The 26314-nt window shown below is 36.5% G+C and carries 25 protein-coding genes and 1 pseudogene; 11 read left to right on the top strand and 15 right to left on the bottom strand.

The annotated features are described in order from the left end of the window. Window positions 1-55: 55 nt before the first annotated feature. Window positions 56-583: an Imm15 family immunity protein gene (locus Q0K76_RS06805; protein ID WP_294613367.1), complete on the bottom strand. Its 528-nt coding sequence runs from the start codon at window positions 581-583 to the stop codon at window positions 56-58. Window positions 584-808: 225 nt separating this feature from the next. Here Q0K76_RS06805 and Q0K76_RS13030 point away from each other — a divergent pair. Next, window positions 809-1111, top strand: a pseudogene (locus tag Q0K76_RS13030) (NADAR family protein); the annotation flags it as partial. Here the strand turns inward: Q0K76_RS13030 and Q0K76_RS06800 are convergent. The 3 genes from Q0K76_RS06800 to carA are packed head-to-tail and all read right to left on the bottom strand — an operon-like array spanning window position 1094 to window position 6358. After that, window positions 1094-1939, bottom strand: a complete 846-nt coding sequence (locus Q0K76_RS06800; protein WP_294613364.1) for a fumarylacetoacetate hydrolase family protein — start codon at window positions 1937-1939, stop codon at window positions 1094-1096. The pseudogene Q0K76_RS13030 and the gene Q0K76_RS06800 sit on opposite strands and share 18 nt — an antisense overlap. Window positions 1940-1982: 43 nt before the next feature. Then, on the bottom strand, window positions 1983-5195 hold the full coding sequence (gene carB, locus Q0K76_RS06795; protein ID WP_294613361.1) for a carbamoyl-phosphate synthase large subunit: 3213 nt from the start codon (window positions 5193-5195) through the stop codon (window positions 1983-1985). Window positions 5196-5197: 2 nt separating this feature from the next. Next, on the bottom strand, window positions 5198-6358 hold the full coding sequence (gene carA / locus Q0K76_RS06790; RefSeq protein WP_294613358.1) for a glutamine-hydrolyzing carbamoyl-phosphate synthase small subunit: 1161 nt from the start codon (window positions 6356-6358) through the stop codon (window positions 5198-5200). A gap of 268 nt (window positions 6359-6626) precedes the next feature. Here carA and argF point away from each other — a divergent pair, with 268 nt between their 5' ends. Together argF and Q0K76_RS06780 are read left to right on the top strand one after the other, a co-directional pair. Further along, window positions 6627-7637, top strand: coding sequence for an ornithine carbamoyltransferase (gene argF, locus Q0K76_RS06785; RefSeq protein WP_294613355.1), 1011 nt, complete (start codon window positions 6627-6629; stop codon window positions 7635-7637). Window positions 7638-7743: 106 nt separating this feature from the next. Further along, entirely contained in the window at window positions 7744-8247 is a 504-nt protein-coding gene (locus Q0K76_RS06780; protein ID WP_294613352.1) for a phosphatidylglycerophosphatase A, read from the top strand. A gap of 59 nt (window positions 8248-8306) precedes the next feature. Here Q0K76_RS06780 and nadK read toward each other — a convergent pair whose 3' ends face one another. Further along, window positions 8307-9185 (bottom strand): NAD(+) kinase, encoded by an 879-nt coding sequence (gene nadK / locus Q0K76_RS06775; protein WP_294613349.1) that lies wholly within the window; start codon window positions 9183-9185, stop codon window positions 8307-8309. Window positions 9186-9338: 153 nt separating this feature from the next. Between nadK and grpE the strand changes: the two genes are divergently transcribed. Together grpE and Q0K76_RS06765 are read left to right on the top strand one after the other, a co-directional pair. Continuing rightward, window positions 9339-9923, top strand: coding sequence for a nucleotide exchange factor GrpE (grpE, locus tag Q0K76_RS06770; protein WP_294613346.1), 585 nt, complete (start codon window positions 9339-9341; stop codon window positions 9921-9923). 638 nt (window positions 9924-10561) lie between these two features. Further along, window positions 10562-12052, top strand: coding sequence for a hypothetical protein (locus Q0K76_RS06765; RefSeq protein WP_294613343.1), 1491 nt, complete (start codon window positions 10562-10564; stop codon window positions 12050-12052). A gap of 91 nt (window positions 12053-12143) precedes the next feature. Here Q0K76_RS06765 and def read toward each other — a convergent pair whose 3' ends face one another. After that, on the bottom strand, window positions 12144-12659 hold the full coding sequence (def, locus tag Q0K76_RS06760; protein ID WP_294613340.1) for a peptide deformylase: 516 nt from the start codon (window positions 12657-12659) through the stop codon (window positions 12144-12146). Between the two features lie 155 nt (window positions 12660-12814). On the opposite strand from def, the gene dprA reads away from it, so the two are divergent. Further along, window positions 12815-13918 (top strand): DNA-processing protein DprA, encoded by a 1104-nt coding sequence (dprA, locus tag Q0K76_RS06755; RefSeq protein WP_294613337.1) that lies wholly within the window; start codon window positions 12815-12817, stop codon window positions 13916-13918. Between the two features lie 96 nt (window positions 13919-14014). On the opposite strand, the gene rraA is transcribed toward dprA, so the two are convergent. The 5 genes from rraA to Q0K76_RS06730 form a co-directional block, all read right to left on the bottom strand. Continuing rightward, window positions 14015-14506 (bottom strand): ribonuclease E activity regulator RraA, encoded by a 492-nt coding sequence (gene rraA, locus Q0K76_RS06750; protein ID WP_294613535.1) that lies wholly within the window; start codon window positions 14504-14506, stop codon window positions 14015-14017. Between the two features lie 89 nt (window positions 14507-14595). Next, a complete protein-coding gene (locus Q0K76_RS06745; RefSeq protein WP_294613334.1) occupies window positions 14596-15498 on the bottom strand; it encodes a 1,4-dihydroxy-2-naphthoate polyprenyltransferase in 903 nt (300 codons plus the stop codon). A 207-nt stretch (window positions 15499-15705) separates the two neighbouring features. Next, complete coding sequence (locus tag Q0K76_RS06740; protein WP_363322422.1) at window positions 15706-16872, bottom strand: ABC transporter permease; 1167 nt, start codon at window positions 16870-16872, stop codon at window positions 15706-15708. Between the two features lie 16 nt (window positions 16873-16888). Then, complete coding sequence (locus tag Q0K76_RS06735) at window positions 16889-18028, bottom strand: ABC transporter permease (protein WP_294613327.1); 1140 nt, start codon at window positions 18026-18028, stop codon at window positions 16889-16891. After that, window positions 18010-18981, bottom strand: a complete 972-nt coding sequence (locus Q0K76_RS06730) for an efflux RND transporter periplasmic adaptor subunit (RefSeq protein ID WP_294613324.1) — start codon at window positions 18979-18981, stop codon at window positions 18010-18012. The genes Q0K76_RS06735 and Q0K76_RS06730 overlap by 19 nt, the downstream gene beginning before the upstream one ends. 348 nt (window positions 18982-19329) lie before the next feature. Between Q0K76_RS06730 and Q0K76_RS06725 the strand changes: the two genes are divergently transcribed. Next, complete coding sequence (locus tag Q0K76_RS06725; RefSeq protein ID WP_294613321.1) at window positions 19330-20619, top strand: NAD(P)/FAD-dependent oxidoreductase; 1290 nt, start codon at window positions 19330-19332, stop codon at window positions 20617-20619. A 104-nt stretch (window positions 20620-20723) separates the two neighbouring features. Continuing rightward, window positions 20724-21320 carry a YiiX family permuted papain-like enzyme gene (locus Q0K76_RS06720; protein WP_294613318.1) on the top strand — a complete coding sequence of 199 codons (597 nt, stop codon included), beginning with the start codon at window positions 20724-20726 and terminating at the stop codon, window positions 21318-21320. Window positions 21321-21322: 2 nt separating this feature from the next. Here the strand turns inward: Q0K76_RS06720 and rnhB are convergent, their stop codons facing one another. From rnhB to fabZ, 4 genes are read right to left on the bottom strand one after another with little or no spacing between them, the layout of a single operon-like run. Further along, a complete protein-coding gene (gene rnhB, locus Q0K76_RS06715) occupies window positions 21323-21916 on the bottom strand; it encodes a ribonuclease HII (RefSeq protein ID WP_294613315.1) in 594 nt (197 codons plus the stop codon). After that, window positions 21907-23061, bottom strand: coding sequence for a lipid-A-disaccharide synthase (gene lpxB / locus Q0K76_RS06710; protein ID WP_294613313.1), 1155 nt, complete (start codon window positions 23059-23061; stop codon window positions 21907-21909). The genes rnhB and lpxB overlap by 10 nt, the downstream gene beginning before the upstream one ends. After that, window positions 23061-23840: an acyl-ACP--UDP-N-acetylglucosamine O-acyltransferase gene (gene lpxA / locus Q0K76_RS06705; RefSeq protein ID WP_294613311.1), complete on the bottom strand. Its 780-nt coding sequence runs from the start codon at window positions 23838-23840 to the stop codon at window positions 23061-23063. The genes lpxB and lpxA overlap by 1 nt, the downstream gene beginning before the upstream one ends. Window positions 23841-23884: 44 nt before the next feature. Next, window positions 23885-24373, bottom strand: coding sequence for a 3-hydroxyacyl-ACP dehydratase FabZ (gene fabZ / locus Q0K76_RS06700; RefSeq protein ID WP_363322418.1), 489 nt, complete (start codon window positions 24371-24373; stop codon window positions 23885-23887). A 190-nt stretch (window positions 24374-24563) separates the two neighbouring features. Between fabZ and fkpA the strand changes: the two genes are divergently transcribed. From fkpA to tusC, 3 genes are read left to right on the top strand one after another with little or no spacing between them, the layout of a single operon-like run. Next, window positions 24564-25523, top strand: coding sequence for an FKBP-type peptidyl-prolyl cis-trans isomerase (fkpA, locus tag Q0K76_RS06695; protein ID WP_294613306.1), 960 nt, complete (start codon window positions 24564-24566; stop codon window positions 25521-25523). A 4-nt stretch (window positions 25524-25527) separates the two neighbouring features. After that, the gene (tusD, locus tag Q0K76_RS06690) at window positions 25528-25893 is read left to right on the top strand and encodes a sulfurtransferase complex subunit TusD (RefSeq protein ID WP_363322421.1); all 366 of its coding nucleotides are present in this window, start codon (window positions 25528-25530) and stop codon (window positions 25891-25893) included. Between the two features lie 15 nt (window positions 25894-25908). Beyond that, window positions 25909-26265, top strand: a complete 357-nt coding sequence (gene tusC, locus Q0K76_RS06685; RefSeq protein WP_294613301.1) for a sulfurtransferase complex subunit TusC — start codon at window positions 25909-25911, stop codon at window positions 26263-26265. The last annotated feature ends 49 nt before the right edge of the window (window positions 26266-26314 follow it).

Below are 26314 nucleotides of genomic sequence, written 5' to 3'. Positions count from 1 at the left end.
AATTAACCAGAGTTCATAATGAATAAAATTAAGTCTTAATAATAACAAGAATCATCTAGCTAAATGTTTCAGGATTATTCAATATATTCTTCTTTATTATATATATTCTTTTATTTTCGCCATTCTCACCACTAGGAACAAATGCACTATATTGATTCAAACCTAAAGAATAAAGATATTCGTTTACTAGATTTTCTTCAATTGACGATTGATAACTAAGCTTTAAATTAGATAAAATCCAAGTTTTTCTTCTTGATACATAGATACAAGGCGTTAAACAATCAATTTCTTTATAATCATCCCATTCAGTTATAGTAAGACAAATAAAATACTCTCTAAATTCTTCTGAATTAATATATTTAAAGGGATTGGCTAAAATGCAATCAATCAATTTAACACCTAGATTAATTAATAATTTATTTTTTTCATTAAAAGATAATGAAGATAGGAAAGTTATATGTTTCAATCTAGAAAACAACGGAATTTCCTCAAAATCTTGGTATTGTCTAAAATAAATATCAAATCTATCCAATTTTTCTTTTTTTATTAAATCATTAAATTTCTTATTTAATTTATTTATCATAACCAATCATCGACATGCCAATTGACATTTTTTAACCATATAAGCGTTTTTAGAAAAATTCAGCAATACTGAGTATGTTTATAATGGTAGCTTAATATAGTTCAATTTTACTCCTGAATTGTATGATCTTATTATGGAGTGTGATGAAATTATCAGTCAAGTGGCCATATCGTTGCTTGATGAAGTTGAAGAGAAAATACAAAAGTATGATTTAAGACTAAAAAAGAGATAGTTTTTAAAGGTAATTACGCTAAATTTTCTCAAAATGCGGAGCTTAAAACATACCTCTTATCTACTAAAGGTAAGGTATTAGCTGAAGCTAGCCCGTATGATAAAGTTTGGAAAATAGGTTTAAATATTGATGATGAAATGAGATTTAATATGACTAAATGGAGAGGAAAAAACCTATTGGGCGAGGTTTTAATGCAAGTAAGAGCAGCCTTAAAATCCCCCCGCTTATGCACCATCATTAATAGTAATAAGGGCGTTATTTATATTGTAATAATAGTATTATTCACTTACCACTAACTGCTCTTGAATTCCTAATTTTTCAATTCCTAAACGGACTTTTTGTCCTGCTTTTAAAAATACAGGTTCGGGTTTAATGCCAAGACCAACGCCTGGCGGTGTGCCGGTTGAAATAATGTCACCAGGTTGTAAGCTCATAAATTGGCTAACATAGCTAATAATCTGTTTAACATTAAAAATCATATTACTGGTATTACTATGTTGATAACGTTTACCATCTACTTCTAACCATAATTCAAGATTTTGCGGATCACTAATTTCATCAGTAGTCACTAACCAAGGGCCAATGGGGCCAAAACTATCACAGCCTTTGCCTTTGTCCCAAGTTCCACCACGATTTTGTTGATAATCACGTTCAGAAACATCATTAACCACGCAATAACCAGCAACATAAGTTAATGCCTCTTGCTCTTGAATATATTTACCTTCTTTACCAATAATGATACCTAATTCCACTTCCCAATCGGTATGAGTCGAACCTCGAGGTAATACAATATTATCATTAGGGCCACTTATGGCACTGATCCATTTATTAAAGATAACCGGTTCTTTAGGAATTGGCGCACCGGTTTCTTTAGCATGATCGATATAGTTCAAACCAATACAAATAAATTTACCCACTTTACCCACACAAGGCGCAATACGCTGAGGATGATTAATTATCGGTAAAGTATCAATATCCAGTTGGCTAATTTTTGTTAACACATTATCGGCTAATGTTTGCGCATCAATGTCGGCAATTACCGCGCTTAGATCGCGTAGTTGATCTTTATCATCTAAAATGGCTGGTTTTTCATGTCCTTTTAAACCATAACGCAGTAATCGCATAATTTTCTCCATTAAATCATCTAATTAGGGTGGTTGTAATTTATTAATAAAGCTCCTGTAATGGTATAACGGTTTTAGTTGGATCGCAATCTAACGCCGCCGTAGTCGCATAAGCGGCATTCATGGTTGTATCATAGTGCACCTTATATTGAATGGCACTACGGCGTAAAATTTTCGAAGCTTCAATGGCGGCGCGACCTGATGTAGTATTAAGAATATAACTATATTCACCATTTTTAATATGATCATGAATATTCGGCCGACCTTCGTTTTCTTTTTTCACAATTTGACAGTTTATTCCCGCTTGTTGCAAGACTGTGGCAGTACCAGCAGTGGCGTCAAGAGTAAAATCATGGGCAACTAATCGTTTGGCTACTTCTAATAAGCGTGTTTTGTCCTGATCACGAACGGATAATAACGCTTTCCCTGATTTTTTCATGTTGGATAAGCTAGCTAATTGTGCTTTAGCAAAAGCTTCGGCAAAGGTCTTGCCAATCCCCATAACTTCACCAGTTGAACGCATTTCAGGTCCTAAAATTGGATCGACACCACTAAATTTATTAAATGGTAGTACGACTTCTTTTACTGAAAAATAAGGTGGAATAACCTCTTTTGTTACCTGTTGTTTAGCGAGTGATTGTCCTGTCATTACCCGTGCAGCAATCTTGGCTAATGGCAAACCAGTAGCTTTGGAAACAAAAGGAACGGTACGCGCGGCACGAGGATTAATTTCAATCAAGTAAATATCATTGCCTTTCACTGCAAATTGGCCATTCATTAACCCTTTTACATTTAGTTCAAGTGCCAATTGTTTAGCTTGTTCACGTAGCCTAGTTAAAATATCAGGACTTAATGTGTGTGTGGGTAGTGAGCAAGCTGAATCGCCGGAATGGATCCCAGCTTGTTCTATATGTTCCATAATTCCGCCAATCACAATATGTTCACCATCAGCGATCACGTCAATATCGATTTCAATAGCATCATCTAAAAAGTGATCGAGTAATACCGGTGCATTATTCGATTCACTCACCGCCGTTTTAAAATAGCGCTTTAAGTCTTGCTCGTTATAGACAATTTCCATTGCTCGTCCACCTAAAACATAAGAAGGACGAACAACTAATGGATAGCCTATTTTTTCGGCTTTGATAACAGCTTCATCAATATCAGTCACAGTGGCATTGACTGGTTGTTTTAATTGCAATTTATCGACAATCGCTTGAAAGCGTTTACGATCTTCGGCTTTATCAATGGCATCTGGAGATGTGCCAATAATTGGTAAACCAGCACTTTCTAATGATCGAGCTAATTTAAGCGGAGTTTGTCCACCATATTGCACAATCACACCATCAGGTTTTTCGACATGGGCAATCTCTAGTACATCTTCAAGCGTAACCGGTTCAAAATAGAGCCGGTTAGAAGTATCATAATCAGTGGAAACGGTCTCTGGATTACAGTTAACCATAATGGTTTCAAAACCATCTTCACGTAATGCTAATGCAGCATGTACGCAACAATAGTCAAATTCAATGCCTTGTCCTATTCGGTTTGGCCCACCACCTAGAATCATGATTTTTGGTCGTTTAAACTGTGGCTGTGCCTCGCACTCCTCTTCGTAAGTCGAATATAAGTAAGCTGTATCGGTTGCAAACTCCGCGGCACAAGTATCAACCCGTTTATAAACCGGATGAATATTATATTGAGAACGTAAATTACGTACTGATTGTTCATCGGTATTAAGTAATTTGGCAATACGTTGATCAGAAAAACCTTTGCGTTTAATCTGCCATAACGTTTCTTTATTTAAACTAGTAATTGATTGCTGTTTGAGTTCATTTTCGATATTAACTAACTCTTGAATTTGGACTAAAAACCAGCGATCAATATTGGTTAATAAAAATATCTCATCTAAAGCTAAACCTGCTCTAAAAGCATCGGCAATATACCAAATACGCTCTGCGCCGGCATCTTGTAATTCATAACGGATCTTGGTGATATTTTTTTCATTAGTATAATCATCAATTTTAGGATCCAATCCACAGGCACCGACTTCAAGTCCGCGCAGTGCTTTTTGTAGCGATTCTTGAAAAGTACGACCTATTGCCATAACTTCACCCACTGATTTCATTTGTGTGGTTAAACGATCATTACAACCAGCAAATTTTTCAAAATTAAAGCGCGGAATTTTTGTGACTACATAATCAATGGATGGTTCAAATGAAGCTGGGGTTTTGCCCCCAGTAATATCATTGCTAAGCTCATCAAGCGTATACCCCACGGCTAATTTAGCCGCTATTTTGGCAATAGGGAATCCGGTTGCTTTAGAAGCTAAAGCCGACGAACGTGACACCCGCGGATTCATCTCAATCACAATTAATCGTCCTGTTTTAGGATCAACTGAGAATTGTACGTTGGAGCCTCCGGTTTCGACACCAATTTCACGTAATACTGCAATAGAGGCATTACGCATGATTTGGTATTCTTTATCGGTTAGGGTTTGGGCTGGAGCAACAGTAATTGAGTCACCAGTATGAATCCCCATTGGGTCGAAGTTTTCAATTGAGCACACAATAATACAGTTATCGTTTTTATCTCTAACCACTTCCATTTCGTACTCTTTCCAACCAATCAATGATTCATCAATTAATAATTCATTAGTTGGTGAAAGATCGAGTCCACGAGTACAAATTTCATCAAATTCTTCGGTATTATAAGCAATGCCGCCACCCGTCCCTCCCATTGTGAATGATGGGCGAATAATGCAAGGGAAGCCGACTAACTCAAGTACGGAATAAGCTTCTTTTAGTGAATGAGCAATACCAGAACGCGCGGTTTCAAGACCGATTTTTTTCATAGCTTGGTCAAACCGCTTACGATCTTCAGCTTTATCTATAGCGTCTGCGGTGGCACCAATCATTTCAACATTAAACTCTTTTAAAATTCCTTTGTTTTCTAGTTCTAAGGCACAATTTAATGCAGTTTGCCCGCCCATAGTGGGTAAGATAGCATCAGGGCGTTCTTTTTCGATAATTCTACGTACTGTTGACCAGTGAATGGGTTCAATATAAGTTGCATCAGCCATTTCCGGATCGGTCATGATAGTAGCCGGATTTGAATTAACTAAAATCACGCGATAGCCTTCTTCGCGTAATGCTTTACATGCCTGAGCACCTGAATAATCAAATTCACATGCTTGACCAATAACAATCGGGCCGGCGCCAATAATTAAAATACTGTTAATATCTGTTCGCTTAGCCATGGTTATTGCTCCTGCTTATAAATTTTCATTAATTCAATAAAGTGGTCAAAAAGAGGGGCTGCATCGTGTGGACCAGGACTAGCTTCTGGATGGCCTTGAAAGCTAAAGGCTGGTTTTTCATTGTGATGAATACCTTGTAGTGAACCGTCAAACAGGGATTTATGTGTGGCTCGTAAATGAGCAGGTAAACTACTTTCATCCACAGCGAAACCATGATTTTGGGCAGTGATCATCACGCGATTGTTCTCAAGATCTTTAACCGGATGATTACCACCATGATGACCGAATTTCATTTTTACCGTTTGGGCACCGCAAGCGAGCGCCAATAACTGATGTCCCAAACAGATTCCAAATACCGGAACATTTGTGGTTAAAAACTGTTTAATAGCATCAATGGCATAAGTACAAGGTGCCGGATCGCCCGGGCCATTTGATAAAAAAATGCCATCAGGATTTAATGCAAGCACTTCTTCAGCTCTGGTTTTGGCAGGTACTACGGTTAATTTACAACCTCGGGCAACTAACATACGCAAAATATTGCGTTTTACCCCAAAATCATAAGCTACCACATGGTAAGATAATTCACTAGCGGCTTTAGGTTGTGACTGTTCATTTTGCCTGGTCCATAACCCTTGAGTCCAACTATAACTTTGCTTACACGTTACCTGTTTAGCTAAATCCAGCCCTTTTAGGCCCTTAAAATTGTTAGCTTGCTGTTTGGCAGACTCGGCTTGTGCCAATAAAGCTTCTTTATCGCTCGCGGTAATAATGACACCATGTTGCGCCCCTTTTTCACGTAAAATACGCGTTAAGCGGCGGGTATCAATATCAGCAATGGCTACCACCTTATGTTGTTTTAAATAACTAGATAGATCTAAGTCACTACGGTAATTACTTGCTAATAACGGCAAATCTCGAATAATAAGTCCCTTAACATAAACTTGTGCCGATTCGGCATCAGCATCATTAGTACCTACATTACCAATATGCGGATAGGTTAATGTAACCATTTGCTCGGCATAAGAAGGGTCAGTCAAAATTTCTTGATAGCCAGTCATCGAGGTATTAAATACTACTTCACCAACAGTTTGACCATCAGCGCCTATCGATTTGCCAATAAATTGTGAACCATCTTGTAACATAAGGAGGGCATAAGTGTGCATAATCTACAATACCTTTGAATAACAAATCATAAAACATGAATAAAAATTCATTTGGACTTGTGGTTGAAGATGTAATATCTAGGCATTTTATTACACTTTTTTAAACAAAAAAAGCACTATTATAAAAATTAATTGAATAATTAAGTCTAAATTTTGAGATTTTTTAAAGGTAAACACTAAAGATTATCTATTTGGTTATGTTTAACTTGAATTTGCATAATTATTCAAATAGAATTATAAAAATATTTATAGTTCCTAGGAGCAAGTTATGTACGGTTTTTATCAGCGTCATTTTTTACGCTTACTCGATTTTACCCCTGCCGAAATTAATCAATTAATCGAGCTGGCAATCAAACTAAAACAAGCCAAACAGCAAGGCACTGAACAGAAATATCTTACAGGCAAAAACATTGCCTTAATTTTTGAGAAAGATTCTACGCGTACCCGTTGTGCTTTTGAAGTTGGCGCTTTTGATCAAGGTGCTTGTGTTACTTATTTAGGGCCAAGTGGCAGTCAAATTGGCCATAAAGAATCCATTGCTGATACCGCACGAGTACTTGGACGAATGTATGACGGTATTGAGTACCGCGGTTATGGGCAAGATATTGTAGAAACATTGGCAAAATATGCCGGTGTACCAGTTTGGAATGGTTTAACCACTGAAGCTCACCCGACACAAATTTTAGCTGATTTTATGACTATGCAAGAACATATTGGCGATCGTGAACTTAAATCGGTTAAATTTGCCTATTTAGGTGATGCACGTAATAACATGGGCAATTCATTGATGGAAGGTGCCGCCTTAATGGGCATGGAAATTCGATTAGTTGCACCTAAAGCATGTCAGCCCGAAGCAGAACTTGTTAACAAGTGCCAAGAAATTGCCAAAAATACAGGGGCAAAAATTATTTTGACCGAAAATGTTGCCCAAGGGGTACAAAATGTAGATTTTTTATATACTGATGTTTGGGTATCAATGGGTGAACCTAAACAAGTATGGGATGAACGCGTTAAATTATTAACCCCTTATCAAATTAATCAGAATGTTATTAAACTCACTAATAATCCAAAGGTTAAATTTATGCATTGTTTACCGGCTTTTCATGATATGAATACCACCGTGGGTAAACAAATGGCCACACAATATGGTTTAGCTAATGGGCTGGAAGTGACCGACGACGTTTTTGAATCTAAGCATAGCATTGTGTTTGATGAGGCAGAAAATAGACTGCATACTATCAAAGCAGTAATGGTTGCAACCTTAAGTAAAGACGAATAATATACCTGCCAATCAGAAAATACTTAGCTAATATGTATTTTCTTCACGCTTATGCCGATCTAAAGTCGGCATAATAATATCGTTTTAGTTAGCAAAATAGACCATAATGACAAAACAAGAGCGCAACAAAGATTTTAAACAATACCTTAAACTAAGCAATCCCATTCATTTATTAGCAGTTGGTTTGGGTAGCGGTATGTCACCCCTCATGCCAGGTACCATGGGATCATTAATGGCGATTGTATTATGGTGGTTATTTTATGGTTTAGAACCTGCTTTGTATTGGGTGCTTATTACTGTCGCTTTTGTATTTGGTTGCTTTCTATGCCAAAAAACCTCAGATGATACCCATACTCATGATTCTGGGCATATTGTTTGGGATGAGTTTGTCGGTATGTGGATCACATTATTTTTTATCCCACAAATATCTGCTATTTGGATTGCTATTGCTTTTATTGCTTTTAGAATTTTTGATATGGCCAAACCGTGGCCAATTCGTTGGTTTGATAAAAGAGTACCTGGTGGTTTTGGCATTATGATCGATGATGTCATCGCCGCAATTTTCTCATCGGCTACAGTTTGGATTTTAGCCCAAATAATTACTTTCTAATTTTAGCTGTAATGCTTTAATTGACTACTGTTACTATTTAGTTTTAGTCCGCAGCATGCTTAAAACATCTTTTGTGACCATCCTAATTTACTGGAAAGATTATTAAAGTAATCATAATCTTTGGTATGAATTAAATTAAATTCATAAGCTGAGCGGCGAATAATCACATCTTGGTTTGGTTTAACCGGCAAAATAATTTGGCTGTCACAAGCGATATTTAAATCTAGTGCTGTGGTCGGAAATTTAAGATGGATTGGATTATCACTCTTAATAACCAGTGGCCTAACCGATAATGAATGCGGGAACATTGGTGTAATAATTAAAGCATCTAAATGTGGAGCCAAAATTGGTCCCCCAGCTGACAAGGAATAGGCAGTAGAACCTGTAGGTGTAGCAATAATTAAACCGTCAGCGCGCTGTGAAAATGCATTGCGTTCATTAATATACACATCATAATCAATCATATGGGCAACCGTATTAGGGGTGACCACAATCTCATTAACGGCAAAACCAGAATTGATTAATGCACCATTATCATAAATGGATACTTCAAGTAAAAACCGGGGATCATCATCATAATGACCAGCAATAACCGGGCTTAACTGTTCAATGACCTGTTCGTGCAATATATCGGTTAAAAAACCCAAATTACCGCGATTTACACCAATCACCTTGATTTTATAATGTGACAAATAGCGAGCTGATCGTAACATATTACCATCGCCACCAACCACGATGGCTAGATCAGCTTGTTTACCGATAGTATCTAATGAAGCATACTCACTAACCGGAAAGGTGATAAATTTGGCTAATCTGTCTTCGACTAACACGCGAATGCCTTGTTTAACAAGCCAATCATAAAGTACTTGATGGGTTTCGATTGCTTCTAATTTACGTGGAAGTCCAATTAAGCCAATACATTTAAATGGTTTATCCATAACATAATCCTGTAATTTTTTACCTAAACTTAAGTGTTTTTTCGACATAAATTAAAAAAACACTTATCAATACATCGATAAGCTTGTAATAATAAAAATTGTCCCCATAATAACCCTAATTCATTAAGATTTCGACTAAATTTGGAGTACCGTATGACAGAGCAAGATAAGAACATGTCAGAAAATGAAAATAACACTCGAGCAGTGATAGAAGAGCCTACCGAAAAAGAGTCACCAGCAGAACCGGGTATTGATGAGCAATTAAAAGCTAAAGATGCACGCATAGCTGAGCTTGAACAAGCATTACAACTAGCTAAAAAAAATGAAAGTGAAGCCATGATCCGTGCGCGCGCTGAAATTGATAATGTACGCAAACGTGTGGAGCAAGATGTGGATAAAGCGCACAAATATGCGTTAGAAAAATTTTCCAATGAATTATTACCAGTGATTGATAATTTAGAGCGCGCATTAGAATCAACCGATAAAACCAATCCACAGCACCAAGCCACGGTTGAAGGCTTAGAGCTTACGTTAAAATCATTTTTAGATACGGTGAAAAAATTTGGTATTGAAGTAGTTAGTACTGATGATTCACAATTAAACCCCGATGTACACCAAGCCATTAGTATGGTTGAGTCGGCCGATCATCAATCCGGGCAAATTATCAATACCATTCAAAAAGGCTATACCTTAAACGGTCGATTAATTCGCCCCGCGATGGTAATAGTGGCAAAATAATAACTATTATCTATTTAAATAAAAGATAAAAACTATTAAAGCTGTGGGGGTGTGTAACTCTTACAGCTTTTATCGCCTCTTGATTTTTATTGCCGGTTAAAATCCTACCAACATTTCGCGAATATTCAAATTGATAAGTCAATTTGTGTTTAAAAGGCTATACTTTAAAATCATACCTTAAAATGGTCGGTTAATTGGCCCGACTAGGGTAATGATTACAAAATAATTACTATTGCCTCTTTAAATAAAATATCAATGGCTATTATAGATTTGTGGGTGTATAGTTCACTATATTGATTAGTAGTATGCATCATAATCATCAGTAAAAGTCTTACTTGCAGTTCGCCAGTATTCAAAATTTATCAGTAAATTTGTATAAACCTAGTTTAAAACCAGATGATAACCTTTGATTTGCTAATTTTGTTATCTGTTTAGAATACCAAATTAAATTATTGTATTACCAATATTGCCGTTGAAAATTGATTTATAAAGATTACTTAATAATATTAATTGACCCAATTTTGTTGCATTTATCGCTAAAATGATATATTATATCAACTTGATATTGATTATCTATATGGTGCTGTTTGTTTGTAAATTTCCACAAAAAAATAAAATAAGTAGATGGGGGGGATATAATGTGCTTTTGTAAAAAAAGGAGTTTCAATAGTTATGCAATATTGAATATCAGTTACCGTTTTACCTTATTTTTACAAATTCTTATTCTCACCATAAATATCAGTCCAGCCATGGCATTATCAATTGAGAGCAGTAAAAGTATTGAGGGTAGTGCATCTTATATTTCACTCGATGGTGGTATTACCAAAGTACCAAGTCCTACAGGATTATTGGGGTTAAAATTACCTGATGGGCGTTTTTATATTCCATCTAGAGCTAGCGATGCAGCATTATATCCAGGTGCAATAGTGGATAACTCAACTAGAACTACACCAATAAAAGTGCCCGAAGGTATAACGTTTGCTGATTTAAAAATTGCTATACCTCGAACAAATAATGATAATTATCCTAAACTATTATTTAAAGATTTTCCCAAATTCGGGTATATTATTGATGATGATGGTGATTCAATAAACATAACATCAACATCTAACGAATATCTACAAGTTACTTGGACTAATTATTGGAATTATACAGATAACGTTACTAATGATGTACGTAATAATATTAATGATAAATTGGATTCCTGCATGGGCATTTATATGTTGTCACTTACGCAGCGTGGAACTCTTAGTGGCAAATCTTTAGGCATTCCTAACAATATTTTGTTTTCAAATAGTTCTTTATCTCACGACTATTTTATTGCTCCTAGTGATAATGCAAACCGCCCTAGAGCTTGCTTTGCACGAACACCAAGTTTAGGTCCTGATAAAAATTCAACAGGTTTTAGTGTAGGTCCAGGCTGGGTATACCGAAGGGGATTTAAAACACAAGATATCAATAATCCGGAGAGTAACTTCCCTACTACGGGTACGGATGGTCTTTCTTTCTATCTACAATTTGTGAATATAACGCCAGAGCAGGTTATTGCCGCCAATGGTGTAAACGTTTCACCTATAAGTGGCAGCAATACCGTAACGTTATCATTATCAGTGGCACAACTTTTGGGTAAAAATACATTATTAATAAAGTTAAATGGACCTGTGCATACAAGTTCGTCAATCCAACCATTTGTTCCAGCAGAGTTTAAACTATATTCCGATGCTTCTCATCATAATTTATTGTATAGTTTTAAACTTGGACGATGGTATCTAAAACCAATAGCTCAATATTATTATGGTTCATATGATAAGGCTGTAGCCCAATGTCAAAGTTATGATGGTTATCGAATTCCCCGTATTGCAGATTTGACCAACGCAAATGCACCAAATTTAGGTATTGAAATAATTCCTGGAAACGGAAATAGTTACCGCCGACAATTAAGTTTCAAAGATAATAACGGTAATTGGATTGGTGGAATAAAGAATGAATGGGGGGATGAATATAGATATAATATAGAGAGTAATGCCTATATTTGGGCTGAAGGTCGCTATAGAGTCACGAATTCTTACGGTTCAATTATGAATGCCAACAACGGACAAAGTGCTTATACTTTATGTGTCAGCCCTTAACCCAACCAACTTTGGTTAATGATATAACGGGCTGATTAATTAAAAATCTATTTATGCTTGAATTTTGCTAAGCCAACTTTAGTGGCTAATTTTATTTATTTTTTTGCTCTTCACGTGTCATTTTTTTCATTTTTTGTTCAATGCGTTGCCGTTTTAGTGGGGATAAATAATCAACAAACAACTTGCCTTTTAAATGATCCATTTCGTGTTGAATACAAATAGCCAGTAACTCATCCGCGTCGATCTCATAAGGCTTGCCATGACGATCAAGTGCTTTGATTTTGATTTTTTCCGATCTGGGTACAAATCCATGGCAATCCGGTATCGATAAACAGCCTTCTTCAATGCCAGTTTCGCCTTGCTGACTTATCACTTCTGGGTTAATAATCACATAAAGTTGGCTTTTGTCTGGCGACACATCAATGACAATAATTTGCTCATGTACATTAACTTGAGTAGCAGCCAGACCAATACCATTTTCGGAAGAGTACATGGTTTCAATCATATTATCGATCGTTGTTTGTAGCTCTGGGGTGAATTGGCTAACCGGCTTTGCAATTTTGCGAAGTCGTTCATCAGGAAAGCGTAATATCGGTAAAATAGCCATAAATTATTCGATCTACTCCTCAATAATAAGGTTTATTTGAAATTTTCGCATTATAAACATTTATCATGCTAATGAATAGCCTTTGTTGGCTATTGCTTAAATATATCATATCAATTTCAGGTTTAGTGCATGTTTAAAATAAATGAATAAAGATTATGATGAGTAAATATGAATTGTTTTTACGAATTTCAATGTTAGAGCAAGGGAAGCTTAAGATTTTTAAAAAAATTGAACAACTGTTTGCCAAAGGTTTACCAGATAATCTGCATGATGTGCCGTGTTTATTAACCAAAATTGGCTTGACTGACATTGAGCAGTCCCGTTTGTTAGCGGTTTCTTATCTCCATTTTGAACCAATTCTTGATTGGTTAGCCGACACTCACCATCAAAATTACTTAATTGCATATTGTGATGTGAATTACCCACCGTTACTTAAGCAAATTAGCTCGCCACCTTTACTGTTATTTGTTTCGGGGAATTGGCAATTATTACATTCGCCACAAATTGCTATGGTCGGTAGCCGAGAATTTAGTGAATATGGGGCGCAGTGGGGGCGGTATTTTGCTGGTGAATTGGCCATTAATGGTTTAACAGTTACTAGCGGTTTAGCACTGGGCATTGATGCCATTTGTCATCGAGGCGCACTTGAAGTTGCGGGCAATACTATCGCTGTTTTAGGTAGTGGTAATGCTAATATTACGCCAAAATCTAATTTGAGATTAGCAAATGATATTCTTGCTCAAAACGGTACAATTGTGTCAGAGTTTGTTCCCTTTACCGTAGCTAGGCCAGAATATTTCCCTCGGCGTAATCGTATTATTAGTGGGCTAAGTTTAGGTACTTTTGTTATTGAAGCTTCGGCGCGAAGCGGTTCGTTGATTACCGCACGTTATGCACTTGAGCAAAACCGTGATGTGTTTGCCCTACCAGGTGATATTGATAATATTAATTGCACTGGCACACACGCTTTAATTAAGCAAGGGGCTTATTTAGTGACGCAACCGACCGATATTTTAGAACATTATAGTGGCTATTTGCCGACAGCTAGTATTCAAGCAAATGTGTGTACCCAACAATCTACTAGTATTTTATACCCCGAGATTTTTGCCATCATTCATCAGCAACCGGTTCCTATAGATGTTATTGCTAAACAGGTAAATTTATCGATTCCTGAAATAACCATTAAATTGTTAGATATGGAACTTGAAGGATTAATTAAAACAGTGACTGGGGGTTATGTGCGCAATTGTATCCGTTAGTGGAATGCAAGCTTAATGCTTGTAAAAAAGTTTCAGGAGTAGTATGCGTTTTAGTATAATCAATCCGCCGATAATCACCGGCGGTAGCGCATATTGTTATTTTTCTTCAATTTCGAGTGCAATTTCGGACAGGATAATACCAGTATTATCGGCATAAACAAAGTCGCCAGAAAAGAAGGTTACACCTGCAAAATTAACCCGAATATCAACTTCGCCAATTCCTTGGTCTTCAGCCCCAACAGGAATGGCAGCTAAAGCTTGAATACCAATTTCAGCATCAGCCAGATAGTCAACTTGGCGCACAGCACCGTAGACAATTATGCCTTCCCATTGGTTTTGAATGGCAATATCAATCAGCTCCGCATCAACAAGCGCACGACGTACCGACCCACCCCCGTCAATAACCAGGATTTTACCGGTGCCATCTGTTTGTAAAACTTCGTACAATAAGCCGTTATCTTCAAAGCACTTGACCGTCACCGCTTGACCTGAAAAGGACACTACACCACCAAAATTACTAAATATTGGTTCAACCACATTAACATCTTCTGGATAATAATCGCAAAGAATTGAAGTATCAAACTCCATCATTGAGTCTCCTATTGCTGTCATATTTAATTTTGACTAGTATAACGCTAACAGTACCTAACATGATATAAAATTTAAATAAACGTGAGCTAGCTCAAAATAATACCCAAACAATAAAGTAAATTGGTCAATAAAGCAAGTTTGACCATCTGTAATAACAGTGGCGCAGCGTTTTTGGCCGTATTAAATTGTAAAACAGCATAACTATGTTTCAAAAATAGTGGTAGCGTCAATAGGTATAATCCACTGTAAATAGTGTGTAAGTAATAATAAGCAAATAAACTCAGTAACCACATAGCTAGCAGTAATAAAAACAGATGATAAAAACGCGCTACCTTATCCCCCATTATGACGGCTAATGTTTGTTTATGATTGCTTCGATCGCTATCAATATCACGTAGATTATTAATATTGAGTACAGCAACGGCTAATAATCCACAGCCCATTGCTGGTAAAAAAATCCATGGCGACCAAGATTTTGTTTGTAAGTAATAACTCCCCATCACACCAACTAAACCGAAGAAGATAAGTACCGATATATCACCTAATCCCATATAACCATAAGGTTTTTTGCCAACGGTATAGGTTATTGCTGCAACAATTGCTAGCAGCCCTAATAGTAAAAAAATAACTAATTCATAATAATTTTGGCAAGCCAATAGGAGCAAACAAAGTCCAGACAAAATACATAAACTAGCATTTACCCACAAGGCTAGTTTTAACTGTTTTAGGGTAATTAAGCCAAGTTGGATCCCGCGAGTATGTGCTGTAGGGTTGGGTTTATCACTGCCTTTAATGGTATCACCATAATCATTGGCTAAATTAGAGAGTATTTGTAACAATAAGGCTGTAATAAGGGAAAATAACATAATCAGTAGATTAAATTGTTGCTGCCAATAAGCAAGGGCATTACCCATTAAAATAGCTGAAATGGATAGCGGTAAGGTTTTTAGTCTTAGGCTGATTAACCATGCGTAACAGTTGAAGTGCATTTAACTTGTTATTTATATTAGTAAAAAATTACTCATCATCATAACAGGAATATCCAAAGGATTCACGTTTGCTAGTGGTGAAATGATTTTTTTGTCTAAATGGCTAGCAATCTGGTCTGCTATTTTGTTGTTATGCCATAGCTAGCTATCGTGATTAAAATCACTGTTATTAATAAACTAGCTTACCTCAATAGTGTAACTTTATTTTTATGATTTTTTGCGTTTTTTTCTATGATAGAAATTTCGGATTTTACGTAAAAACTTCCTAACTCGCCCTTCTCGTAAGGCTGCAATAAAAATACCGAGTGAACTGTAGATAACACCAAGTAACATTATCATCAATATATTCAATATATTGTCGGATAAGCTAAGTCCCATTTGATTAACACCAGCAATCATATTTGTTGCCCATGTTGATGGGAGCAGATGTGAAACAAATTGTACCCAAAGTGGCATAGCATCAAGCGGCCAAATAGTACCTGAGAGGTAAAAAACAGGGGTTGTTAAAAATGCCAGAGTAAGATAAATCATTTCAGTTTTACGAAGGCATTCTGTCACCAATTTACTTAATCCCATAACACCAATTAATAGTGGAAATGTCATCACCAAAATTTCTGGAATACTGGCTAATTGGCGGTAACCAAGAACCCAAGGCCATAACCCAAATAAAACGATTGATAAAAATAACCAAATGGGAATTAAGCCACATAAGCTACCAAATACCACAATTTTAGGTGGTTTACCTTGTGGTAACGAGTTTAGGGTAATATTGGTGCGGGTTGCAGCAATTAAAAATGAGTGTTGCAATAACATCACTAATAAACCCGGGAAAGTAATTGCTGCAAAGCTAATCCCGGCATTATAAAGTGGTTCAGTTTGACTTTTAATTGGCGCTAGAATGATATTGATTTGTTTGTCTGAAAATCCACTATTTCGCATAATTTTAGTATTGTAATCGGTTAAAATTTGCTGATAGATCCCCCTCATATCAAGTTGTATTAAACCATTAGCTAAACGGCTAGAAGCATCACCATAAGCAGGGATGGTAACGTCTTGGCCATTTAATAAGCGTTTTTCAAAATTTCTGGGAATAGTAATAACGGCAAAAAGTTTGCGATTATTGATATCTTCATAGGCTTGCAGTGAGCTTTCGTACATCGTAATTGTAATTTTAGTACTAGTGCTCAACGACCGAATTAAACTGCGACTAGTTGGAGTATGATCGAGATCGATAACCGCAACAGGAAGATTAGTTATGGTGCCATTACTATAAACCAGACTCATTAGTGAGACCGATAACAGTAATAATAACCACATTGGTCGCCCTAACAAAAAGAAGAATATTCTTACAAATGAAGACCAAAATAGTTTAATCATCCAAACTGTTCCTTTACTGCGAATGTAAACGTTTAACTAAACGCTTTCTGACTAACACGGTAATAATTATTGGGTAGATCATTAAAATGCCGCAAGTTTTTAGTACTGACAACCAATTGGAATGTCGTAAAAATAGATCAAACAGTTTATTAAGGGCATAGGTTAGTGGTTCAAGCGATGAGATAACTCTGGCAATCCATGGCATGGAAAGTTCGGGCACCACAATGCCGGAATAGGTTAATGCAAGCCCGACTAACACACCAATATACGTGTAAGCATCAATCGAGGTTTTAGTAAAAGTATATAGCAAAATACCAATGCTTTGCGCAGCAATCACATAGAAAAATACCACACTTATCATCGCATAGGGTGAACCAGAAACACGGGCATTAGAGAAGAACACCAACATAGCAATTTCAAAAATGAGTAACATTGTGTACCAAATGGTGTACGGCGCTAATTTGCCAAGCACAAAAGGATAGTTGGGGCGTGTACGTTTGGGTAATTGCGCTAAAATATGAATAGTAGTAGTAATAACAAATAGTTGTAATAAATGCACTACCGCCGAAAATTGCTGAAAGTACATTGAGTTGCCACTAGCATTAAACAGTCCATCATAATTAAAATTAACTTTAGCTAATGGCGGGACCGACAGTCCAATACTGGTTGCCATGGTGGTTCGATATTGGGTATTTAGCGTAGCAATCAGTCCTGAATAGTCCATAATTGAATATAAGCCAGCACTATAATATAACGCATTATAATAAAGCATGGGCGTAGGCTGGCGCCCAGCTAATACATCGGCTTCAAAATTAGGTGGAATATAGAGTATGGCATAAATTCTTGCTTTTTTAAGATCACGTTCGGCATGATTAAGCTGGCTATCATAATTGATAAGATTGGCATGTGCGGCGGCATTAAGATCGCGAACAATTTCACGAGATAACACACTTTTATCCTGATCAACATAACCAACAGGTAGATCGAATAATACCCCACGGTAAAAAATACTGCTAATCAAGACAAAAATAATCAGGGGTAAAATCCACATTAACCAATGGAAAGTAAACCGGCTAAATATCTGTGGTACTTCGTGGTTAAACGCTTCTTTAAAGCGATACCAGAAGTCTAGCACTAGTTGTCTAATTTCCATAATGTGCTCATGCCTGCACGTAAACCGTCAACAGGATTGATTGGATATAACCTGATTTCAAAGGTTTTTAAATCAAAATCACCAGTGGCGCGGGTAGCGCGTTTAGTTGCATAATCACCCATTGGGGCAATATAGCGTATTTCGGCTTCGACCTTTTTATGACCAAGTGCCGGTACTTCTAGTTGAATATGGTCACCTTTACGGATACTTGGCATAATATCTTCGCGGAGATTAAAGACAAAATAAGCTTGGGGTAGTCTAATTACGGTTAACAATGGACTATTGGCGTTAAATAATTCTCCTACTTCTGCTGGAATAGCACCTACTTCACCTTCAACCGGGGCTTTGACTTGTAAATCATCATATTGTATTTGTAATTGTTTGAGTTGTTCTTCGGCTTCTTTTAGTTTAGCGGCATAAATTTCACGCTGTTCAATACGGTCGCCATTTTGTGCTTGATCTAAGTTAGCTTGAGCTGATTGCACTTGTTGAAAGGCGGCATCCCGTGTTTTAAGAGCATTATCTAATATTGATTGTGAGACAAAACCCTTAGCTGAAATTGCTTTATTACGATCGTATTCTTTTTTAGCATTGTCATACGTTACTTTAGCTTGGGTTAGTAGTGCTTGATAGTAACGAATACTCTCTTCGCGGGTGCCATGTTCGGAAAGTGCAACTTGAGCTTGTGCTTGGTCGCGAGCGGCTTTTGCAGCATTAACTTGCGCTAATAACTCAGGGCTATCAAGCGTGATTAAAATATCATTTACTTTGACATCATCACCACGATTTACATGAATAACTTGAACCCGCCCTTTGGCTTTTGATGCAACATTAACGTTAGGCGCATCAACTTCGCCTTGCAGTATAAGCTGGCTGTTGTGTGAACGAATTAAAATCGTCATTGATAGCAAAATAACAATTAATACGATAATAGTAAAAGTTTTTTTATTCATAAAATTCTGTATAAGCGTGATATTAATTGATAAGACATAGAGAATTAAGATAATTTAGTATGAGATAGCCATAACATACTTAGATTATCATTCTCAGCATTGTACGAAAAGTACTTTATTCACACAAATCAAGTCAATTTTGTATCAAAAATAGATATGATACCGATGATTTGCGTGATGTGATCAACATTAACTATAATTAGATATATATATACATTAAGTGATTTTTCATAATTGTAAATACTATTTTCGATAGATTTTGTTTATAAATGAGATTAGCCAAAGGAAATAGCTAAAAACCTACTTATTTAGTATGATATTTATAATTGTAATAATTAGGTAAATAATATGAAAAAAATAGTTATTGTTGGTGGGGGCGCTGGGGGGTTAGAGCTAGCAACTGATCTCGGTGATAAATTAGGGAAAAATAACCAAGCTGAAATTACGCTTATAGATAAAAACAGTTATCATCTATGGAAACCCTTGTTACATGAAGTTGCAACTGGGGTACTTGATGAGCAAGTTGATAATATTTTTTATGCCTCTCAAGCTCAGCAACATCATTTTTTATTTACCCAAGGTACCTTTTCAAATATCGATCGGCAAAATAAACAAGTTATTATCACTGATTTTCAAGATGAAACCGTGTCTATTCGTTACGATATTTTAGTGGTGGCAATTGGCAGTACCTCTAACGATTTTGGGACTCCCGGTGTTAACGAGCATTGTATTTTTTTAGATGATCAAAATGCTGCCATTCAATTACGCGAAACACTAATAACCAAATTTTCTAGTTTTTGTTCGATGGTGGATCAAAATGCAACATCAAACAGCGATAAAATTCGAATCGCAATTGTAGGTGGCGGGGCAACCGGTGTTGAACTGGCATCTGAATTACCTCATATGGTTGATGCGTTTGGTGCTTGTAGACATAATAAAATGTGTTCTGAGCTGTTAGAGGTAGCTGTTATTGAAGCGACCGATCGTATTTTACCTGCCTTGCCAGAAGATACTGCTTTAAGTATTACTAATACTCTACAAAAGCGTGGCATTAATGTATTAACCAACACAATGATTACTAAAGCTGAAAGTGATGGTTTTTACCCAAAAGATGGTAACACCATTAAAGCAGATATTATGATTTGGACAGCAGGGGTAAAAGCGCCGGATTATCTAAAAGAGATCGCTGGGTTAGAATCAAGCCGTTCTAATCAACTGGTGGTTAAACCGACATTACAAACCACGCGCGATGATAGTATTTTTGTGATTGGCGATTGTGCTTATGCTATGCAGGGCAATGGTCGCGCTGCCCCGCCAAGCGCGCAAGCGGCTCATCAAATGGCAAAAATATGTTTCGAAAATATCATTCGATCTTTAAATAATAAACCAATGAAATCATTTAAATATATAGATAATGGCACGATTATTTCACTTCACGATACCGCACAAGGTGTGATTAAATTACTCGGTAAGAGTCAAATGGGCGTTAAAGGCTTTTTAGCTTTAATGATTCATCGATTCTTATACCGAACCCATCAAGCAAATTTATTAGGAATTTTCAAAACAATGCGTTTTGCTAGAGCCAGTAAATTTATGTATAAAACCAAATCGACTTCCATTTTTACCCATAGGGATTAACGGTTTTAACTTAAAAAACTATAGCCATTTATAATTATTAATTTTATAAGTGGCTTTTTATCTATAAAATAACATAAATCGATTTTGTTTGTGGGTATTAGTGTATGCGTTTTATTTTTGTATTTATGTTATGGGTGAGTTTTGTTAGCGGTGCTAGCTATAAACCACAAGATGGGGATATTATTTTTCAATCATTGCAATCAAGACAAAGCCAAGCAGTTGAACAAGTAACCGATTCTCCCTACAGCCATGTCGGCATTATTTTTATTAATAATGGTCAACCTTATGTTTTTGAAGCTATTAGCAATGTTATATATACACCATTAAATAGTTGGATTGCTCGTGGAAACCATAAAAATTATGTGATTAAGCGGTTAAAAGATCATAACTTATCTAATAATGATATTGAAAAATTAAAACAAGTTGCGAGTACTTTTGAAGGTAAGCCTTATGATATCTGGTTTGGTTGGGATGATAATTATATGTATTGCTCAGAATTAGTCTGGAAAATTTATGATAGGGCGCTGAAATTAAAAATTGGTCAATTACAAACTATCAAAGAATTTGATCTTTCATCACCTTTAGTCAAACAAATATTAAAAGAACGTTACGGCAATGATATCCCTTATCAAGAAACCGTGATTTCACCAGTTGCTATGTATAATTCGCCATTACTGATAACGGTGGATAAGCAATGGTAATATTAAAGTAACATTAATTTTTTTATAGGTGCATAGCTTTTGCGGTATAGATGATTAATACCATGCTTTTCAATGGCGGCTAAATGGGCTTTAGTGGGATAGCCTTTGTGCTTAGCAAGTCCATATTGCGGATATAATTGATCTAGCGCAATCATTTCCCGATCACGTGTCACTTTAGCTAAAATTGAAGCGGCACTGATTTCTGCCACCAATAAATCCCCTTTTATAACAGCCTGAGTTTGAATGCCAAAATTAGGACAACGGTTACCATCAACTAATACAAAATTAGGTTTAATGGGTAACTGTGCAACAGCACGCTGCATCGCTAGCATAGTTGCATGTAAAATATTCAATTTATCAATTTCATCAACCGATGCTCTGGCTATAGACCAAGCCAAGGCATTTTGCTTAATGATATCAAATAATTGTTCGCGTTTTTTTTCAGTTAGTTTTTTCGAGTCAGTAAGGCCAACAATCGGTTTATTGGGATCTAAAATCACCGCTGCGGTTACGACATCACCACAAAGTGGACCTCGCCCTACTTCATCAACACCGGCGATTAATGTGGCATTGGGGTAAGTAAATTCTAATAACAATCTGAAACTCCTAATACATCAAGTACGGCTTGTGCGGCTTGCTCATCGGCATTACAACGAATTTGTTTATGTAAAGCAAGGAAGGTTTGTTGCAATTGGATATTATTACCTTCTAAAAAAGGAATAATATGATTGGCAATATTTTCAGGTGTACAATCATGTTGTAACAACTCGGGCACAATTTCTTTACCGGCTAAAATGTTTGGTAAAGAAACATAAGGTGTTTTTATTAATTTTTTTGCTAACCAAAAAGTAAACGCTTTCATTTTATAACCAACGACCATCGGGCATTTGGCTAACATGCATTCTAATGCTACTGTGCCTGACGCCAAGATTGAGGCATTACTGGCAATCATGGCTTCACGAGCATGCCCCATTAATAATTGCATATTAAGTTCAGGTGCAATTTTAGCTTTGATCTGCTCAAATTCTTCACGCCTTTTAGCATTGGCTAAAGGTACCACAATATGTAAGTCGGGAAAGCGTTGCCGTAGTAATACCGCTGCTTTTAAAAAAGGCTCAGATAATAAGGTGACTTCAGCATGACGGCTACCCGGTAATAATGCTAAACAATGGCAATTAAACGGAATACCTAACTGTTGTCGCATCGCTGTTTGATCAGGTTTGAGTGGCACATCATCAGCCATTTTGTGACCAATAAAACGACATGGGACGTCAAATTTATCGTAAAAGGCTTTTTCAAAAGGTAAAAAAGCTAAAATAAGATCAGTGTTGCGCTTAATTTTAAACACACGTTTTTGTTTCCACGCCCAAACCGATGGACTAACATAATGAATAGTTTTAATACCAGCTTGTTTTAGTTTACCCTCTAACGAAAGGTTAAAATCAGGCGCATCTATACCAATAAAAATATCGGGTTTGAAGGCAATTAAGCGTTTAGTAATGTCTCGCCGAATTGCTAAAATGCGGCGTAATCGACCCAATACCTCAACAATACCCATTACCGATAATTCATCCATTTGATACCATGCTTGACAGCCTTCTGCTTGCATTTGTGGTCCAGCAATACCTATAAATTGAATATTTGGATAGTGTTTTTTGAGAGACCGGATTAAACCTGCACCGAGAATATCGCCGGAAGTTTCTCCAGCGACTAAAGCAACCGTTAATGGCTTATTAATCATTAACGGATGATGCCACGGGTTGAACGAGCGAAAAAGTCAATAAATAGCTTAACTTCTGGATACTGTTTGGCAATAGTTTCGATTTCGAGTTTTGCTTCTTCCAATGCTATTCCATTCCGATAAAGAACCTTATAGCTATTACGAATGGCTTGTAGTGCATCTTTACTAAAGCCTCGGCGTTTTAGTCCTTCATAATTAATGCCATGAGGGGTGGCATGATTTCCTTGTGCAATCACGTAAGGTGGTACGTCTTGGGCTACACCAGAACAACCACCAACCATAACGTGCGCACCGATCACACAAAACTGATGAACCGCGGTCATGCCGCCAATAATGACATAATCGTCTAATTGAACATGCCCACCAAGCGTTGCATTATTGGCTAAAATACAATGATCGCCAATTTGGCAATCATGGGCTATATGTGCATTAATCATTAATAAGTTATCGTTACCAACTCGAGTTAGCTCACCGCCTTGCACCGTGCCACGGTGAATGGTCACACTTTCACGGATCAGATTACGATCGCCTATTTCGGTACGTGTTGGTTCACCGCGATATTTTAGATCTTGGTTGACTTCGCCAATAGAAGTAAATTGGTAAATTTGATTATCTTTACCTATTTTAGTATGACCATTTATGACTACGTGTGATTTTAAAAAGGTTCCATCACCAATTTCAACATTTTCACCGATAAAGCAGAAAGGACCAATTTTGACATTATTGCCAATTTTTGCGCCTTTTTCAATCACTGAACTTGGATGTATTTCCGTTGCCATAGTATTTCCTTAATACTGTTTTTGGGATCATTCAAAAACAAATTTTATTTACGCGCACACATCATTTCGGCTTCGCAAACTAATTTGCCGTCAACAGTTGCAACACCATGGAATAATGCAATACCTCGACGCTCTTTGATATATTCAACATCTAATACGATTTGGTCGCCGGGTACAACCGGACGTTTAAAACGGGCTTTGTCAATTGAGGCAAAGTAATAAAGTTGCCCCGGTGATAACTCCTCAATGCTTTTAAACGCTAAAATTCCTGTTGCTTGTGCCATTGCTTCTAAGATTAATACACCAGGAAAGATAGGTTTATTTGGAAAGTGTCCTTGAAAGAAGGGTTCATTAACAGTGACATTTTTAATTGCTTTTAATGTTTTACCTTTTTCATAACTAACCACGCGGTCAACCATCAAAAATGGGAATCGATGCGGGAGTAAACTGATGATCTCCTCAATATCGAGAGAATTAAGTTCGGTAGTCAAAATAGCTATCCTTCTACATATATTATTATCAATTACCAGCATTATAACTGAGGTAACCCCTTTCACTCAAGGATGATTTAAATAGCAATTATGTGTTCATTTTAAGTTGGTTAACTATAGATTAAAGTTATTTTATTCAATAAATGATTCGTAAATACTATATTATCCTATGCCGGATCATATATAATTGATTTGATTATCCGTTATAAAAGTTTTAACTTGGAGAAGTAGAATGAAATCATTGATAAAAATGACATTAGTAAGTAGCGCAATCGCATTAGCATTAGTCGGCTGTGAAAAGAATAAACCAGCTGAAAATAATACTCCTGCCACAACAGCAGAAAAAGTAACGTCAGAAAGTAACTGTCCTGAAATCCCTGCTAACAAAGTAGTAATTTCAACAGATGCACAAAAAGAAGCCTACGCTTTAGGTTCATCATTTGCAACATATATGAAATCAAATTTAGAACAAAATCAAATTCAAATTGATACTGATTATTTTATTCATGGTTTTGATGAGACGTTTCGTGGCGAAGCACAACTTACAAAAGAAGATGTGAAAACCACTTTAAATATATTTGATAAGCGTATCCAAGAAGAAAGTAAAGCTCGTTTTGAAAAACAAAAAGCAGATAATACCTTAGCGGGCGAACAATTCCGTGCTGAGTTTGCCAAACAAGATGGCGTTAAACAAACTAAGTCTGGTTTGCTGTATCAAATTATTCAAGAAGGTTCAGAACGTCATCCAACCGCTAATGATACTGTAATTGTCCACTATACTGGGACATTAACTGATGGGCGTAAATTTGATAGTTCATATGATCGTGGTGAAACAGCAACATTTCCTCTTAATGGTGTGATAAAAGGTTGGACTGAAGGAATTCAATTAATTGGTGTTGGTGGAAAGATCAAATTAGTTGTTCCGCCAGATTTAGCTTATGGTGACCAAAGTTTTCCTGGTCAAGAGGATAAAGCTGGTATTGAACCTGCATCAACATTAGTTTTTGAGGTTGAATTACTTGGTATTAATGATGATAACAATAATCCTGAACCTCAGAAGTATCAAGAGCCTCAAGAATCTCAAGAATCTCAAGAGCCTCAAGAACCTCAGGCATCTCAGGAACTTCAGGAGCATCAAGATTCTCAAAACTCACAAGAGTCTCAAGAACCACAAGAAGAGCCAGCAAATTAATTTGATTAGCTCATTAAATTATACATTGATGGTTATGGGTCCTGCTTATGGGACCCAAGCAGCTTATTGTGCCTATCAATTTGCACAAGTATTACTTACAGATACAAACCATACTATTAATAATATCTTCTTTTATGCAGATGGTGTTTATAACGGTAACAGTTATACCGATCCTGCTAATGATGAGTTTGATTTAGTTTCGGCATGGCAACAATTAGCTCAACAGCATTCATTAAAGTTAACCGTTTGTGTTGCCGCAGCTCAGCGACGTGGTGTTTTGCAAAGTAATCTAGCGGCTCATTTTCAGTTAACCGGTCTTGGTGAATTAAGTGAATCGATTACAACTTCCGATCGGGTTATTCAGTTTTAACATAATGGTGCTAAAGTGAAAAAAGTCGCGGTTATTATTGCTACGCCCCCACATGGCAATGCAAAAGGTCGAGAAGCGTTAGATATTGCTCTATCTTTATCAGGGATTAATCATGTCTCGGTTTTTTTTATGGCTGATGGTGTGTTTCACTTGTTACTAAATCAATACCCGGAACAAATTCTAATGCGCGATTATATTGCAACATTTAATATGCTGGAACTTTATGATATTGAAGATGTTTACGTGTGTGAATCTTCACTTTCTGCCCGAAGTCTTAGTCAGGTTAAATTGAATATTGCCAATAAAGTAATCGCAACACAAACTTTAAATCAACTACTTGCTAAGCAAGATGTGATTTTTCGGTTTTCTTGAATTCAAGTACTAAGTGCGAATCTTAACTAAAATAATGGTGACAATAAAA

Source organism: uncultured Gilliamella sp., assembly GCA_945271295.1.
Lineage (GTDB): Bacteria > Pseudomonadota > Gammaproteobacteria > Enterobacterales > Orbaceae > Gilliamella.
Note: the sequence above shows the minus strand (reverse complement) of the source record. Positions and strands in the feature narration are given on the sequence as shown.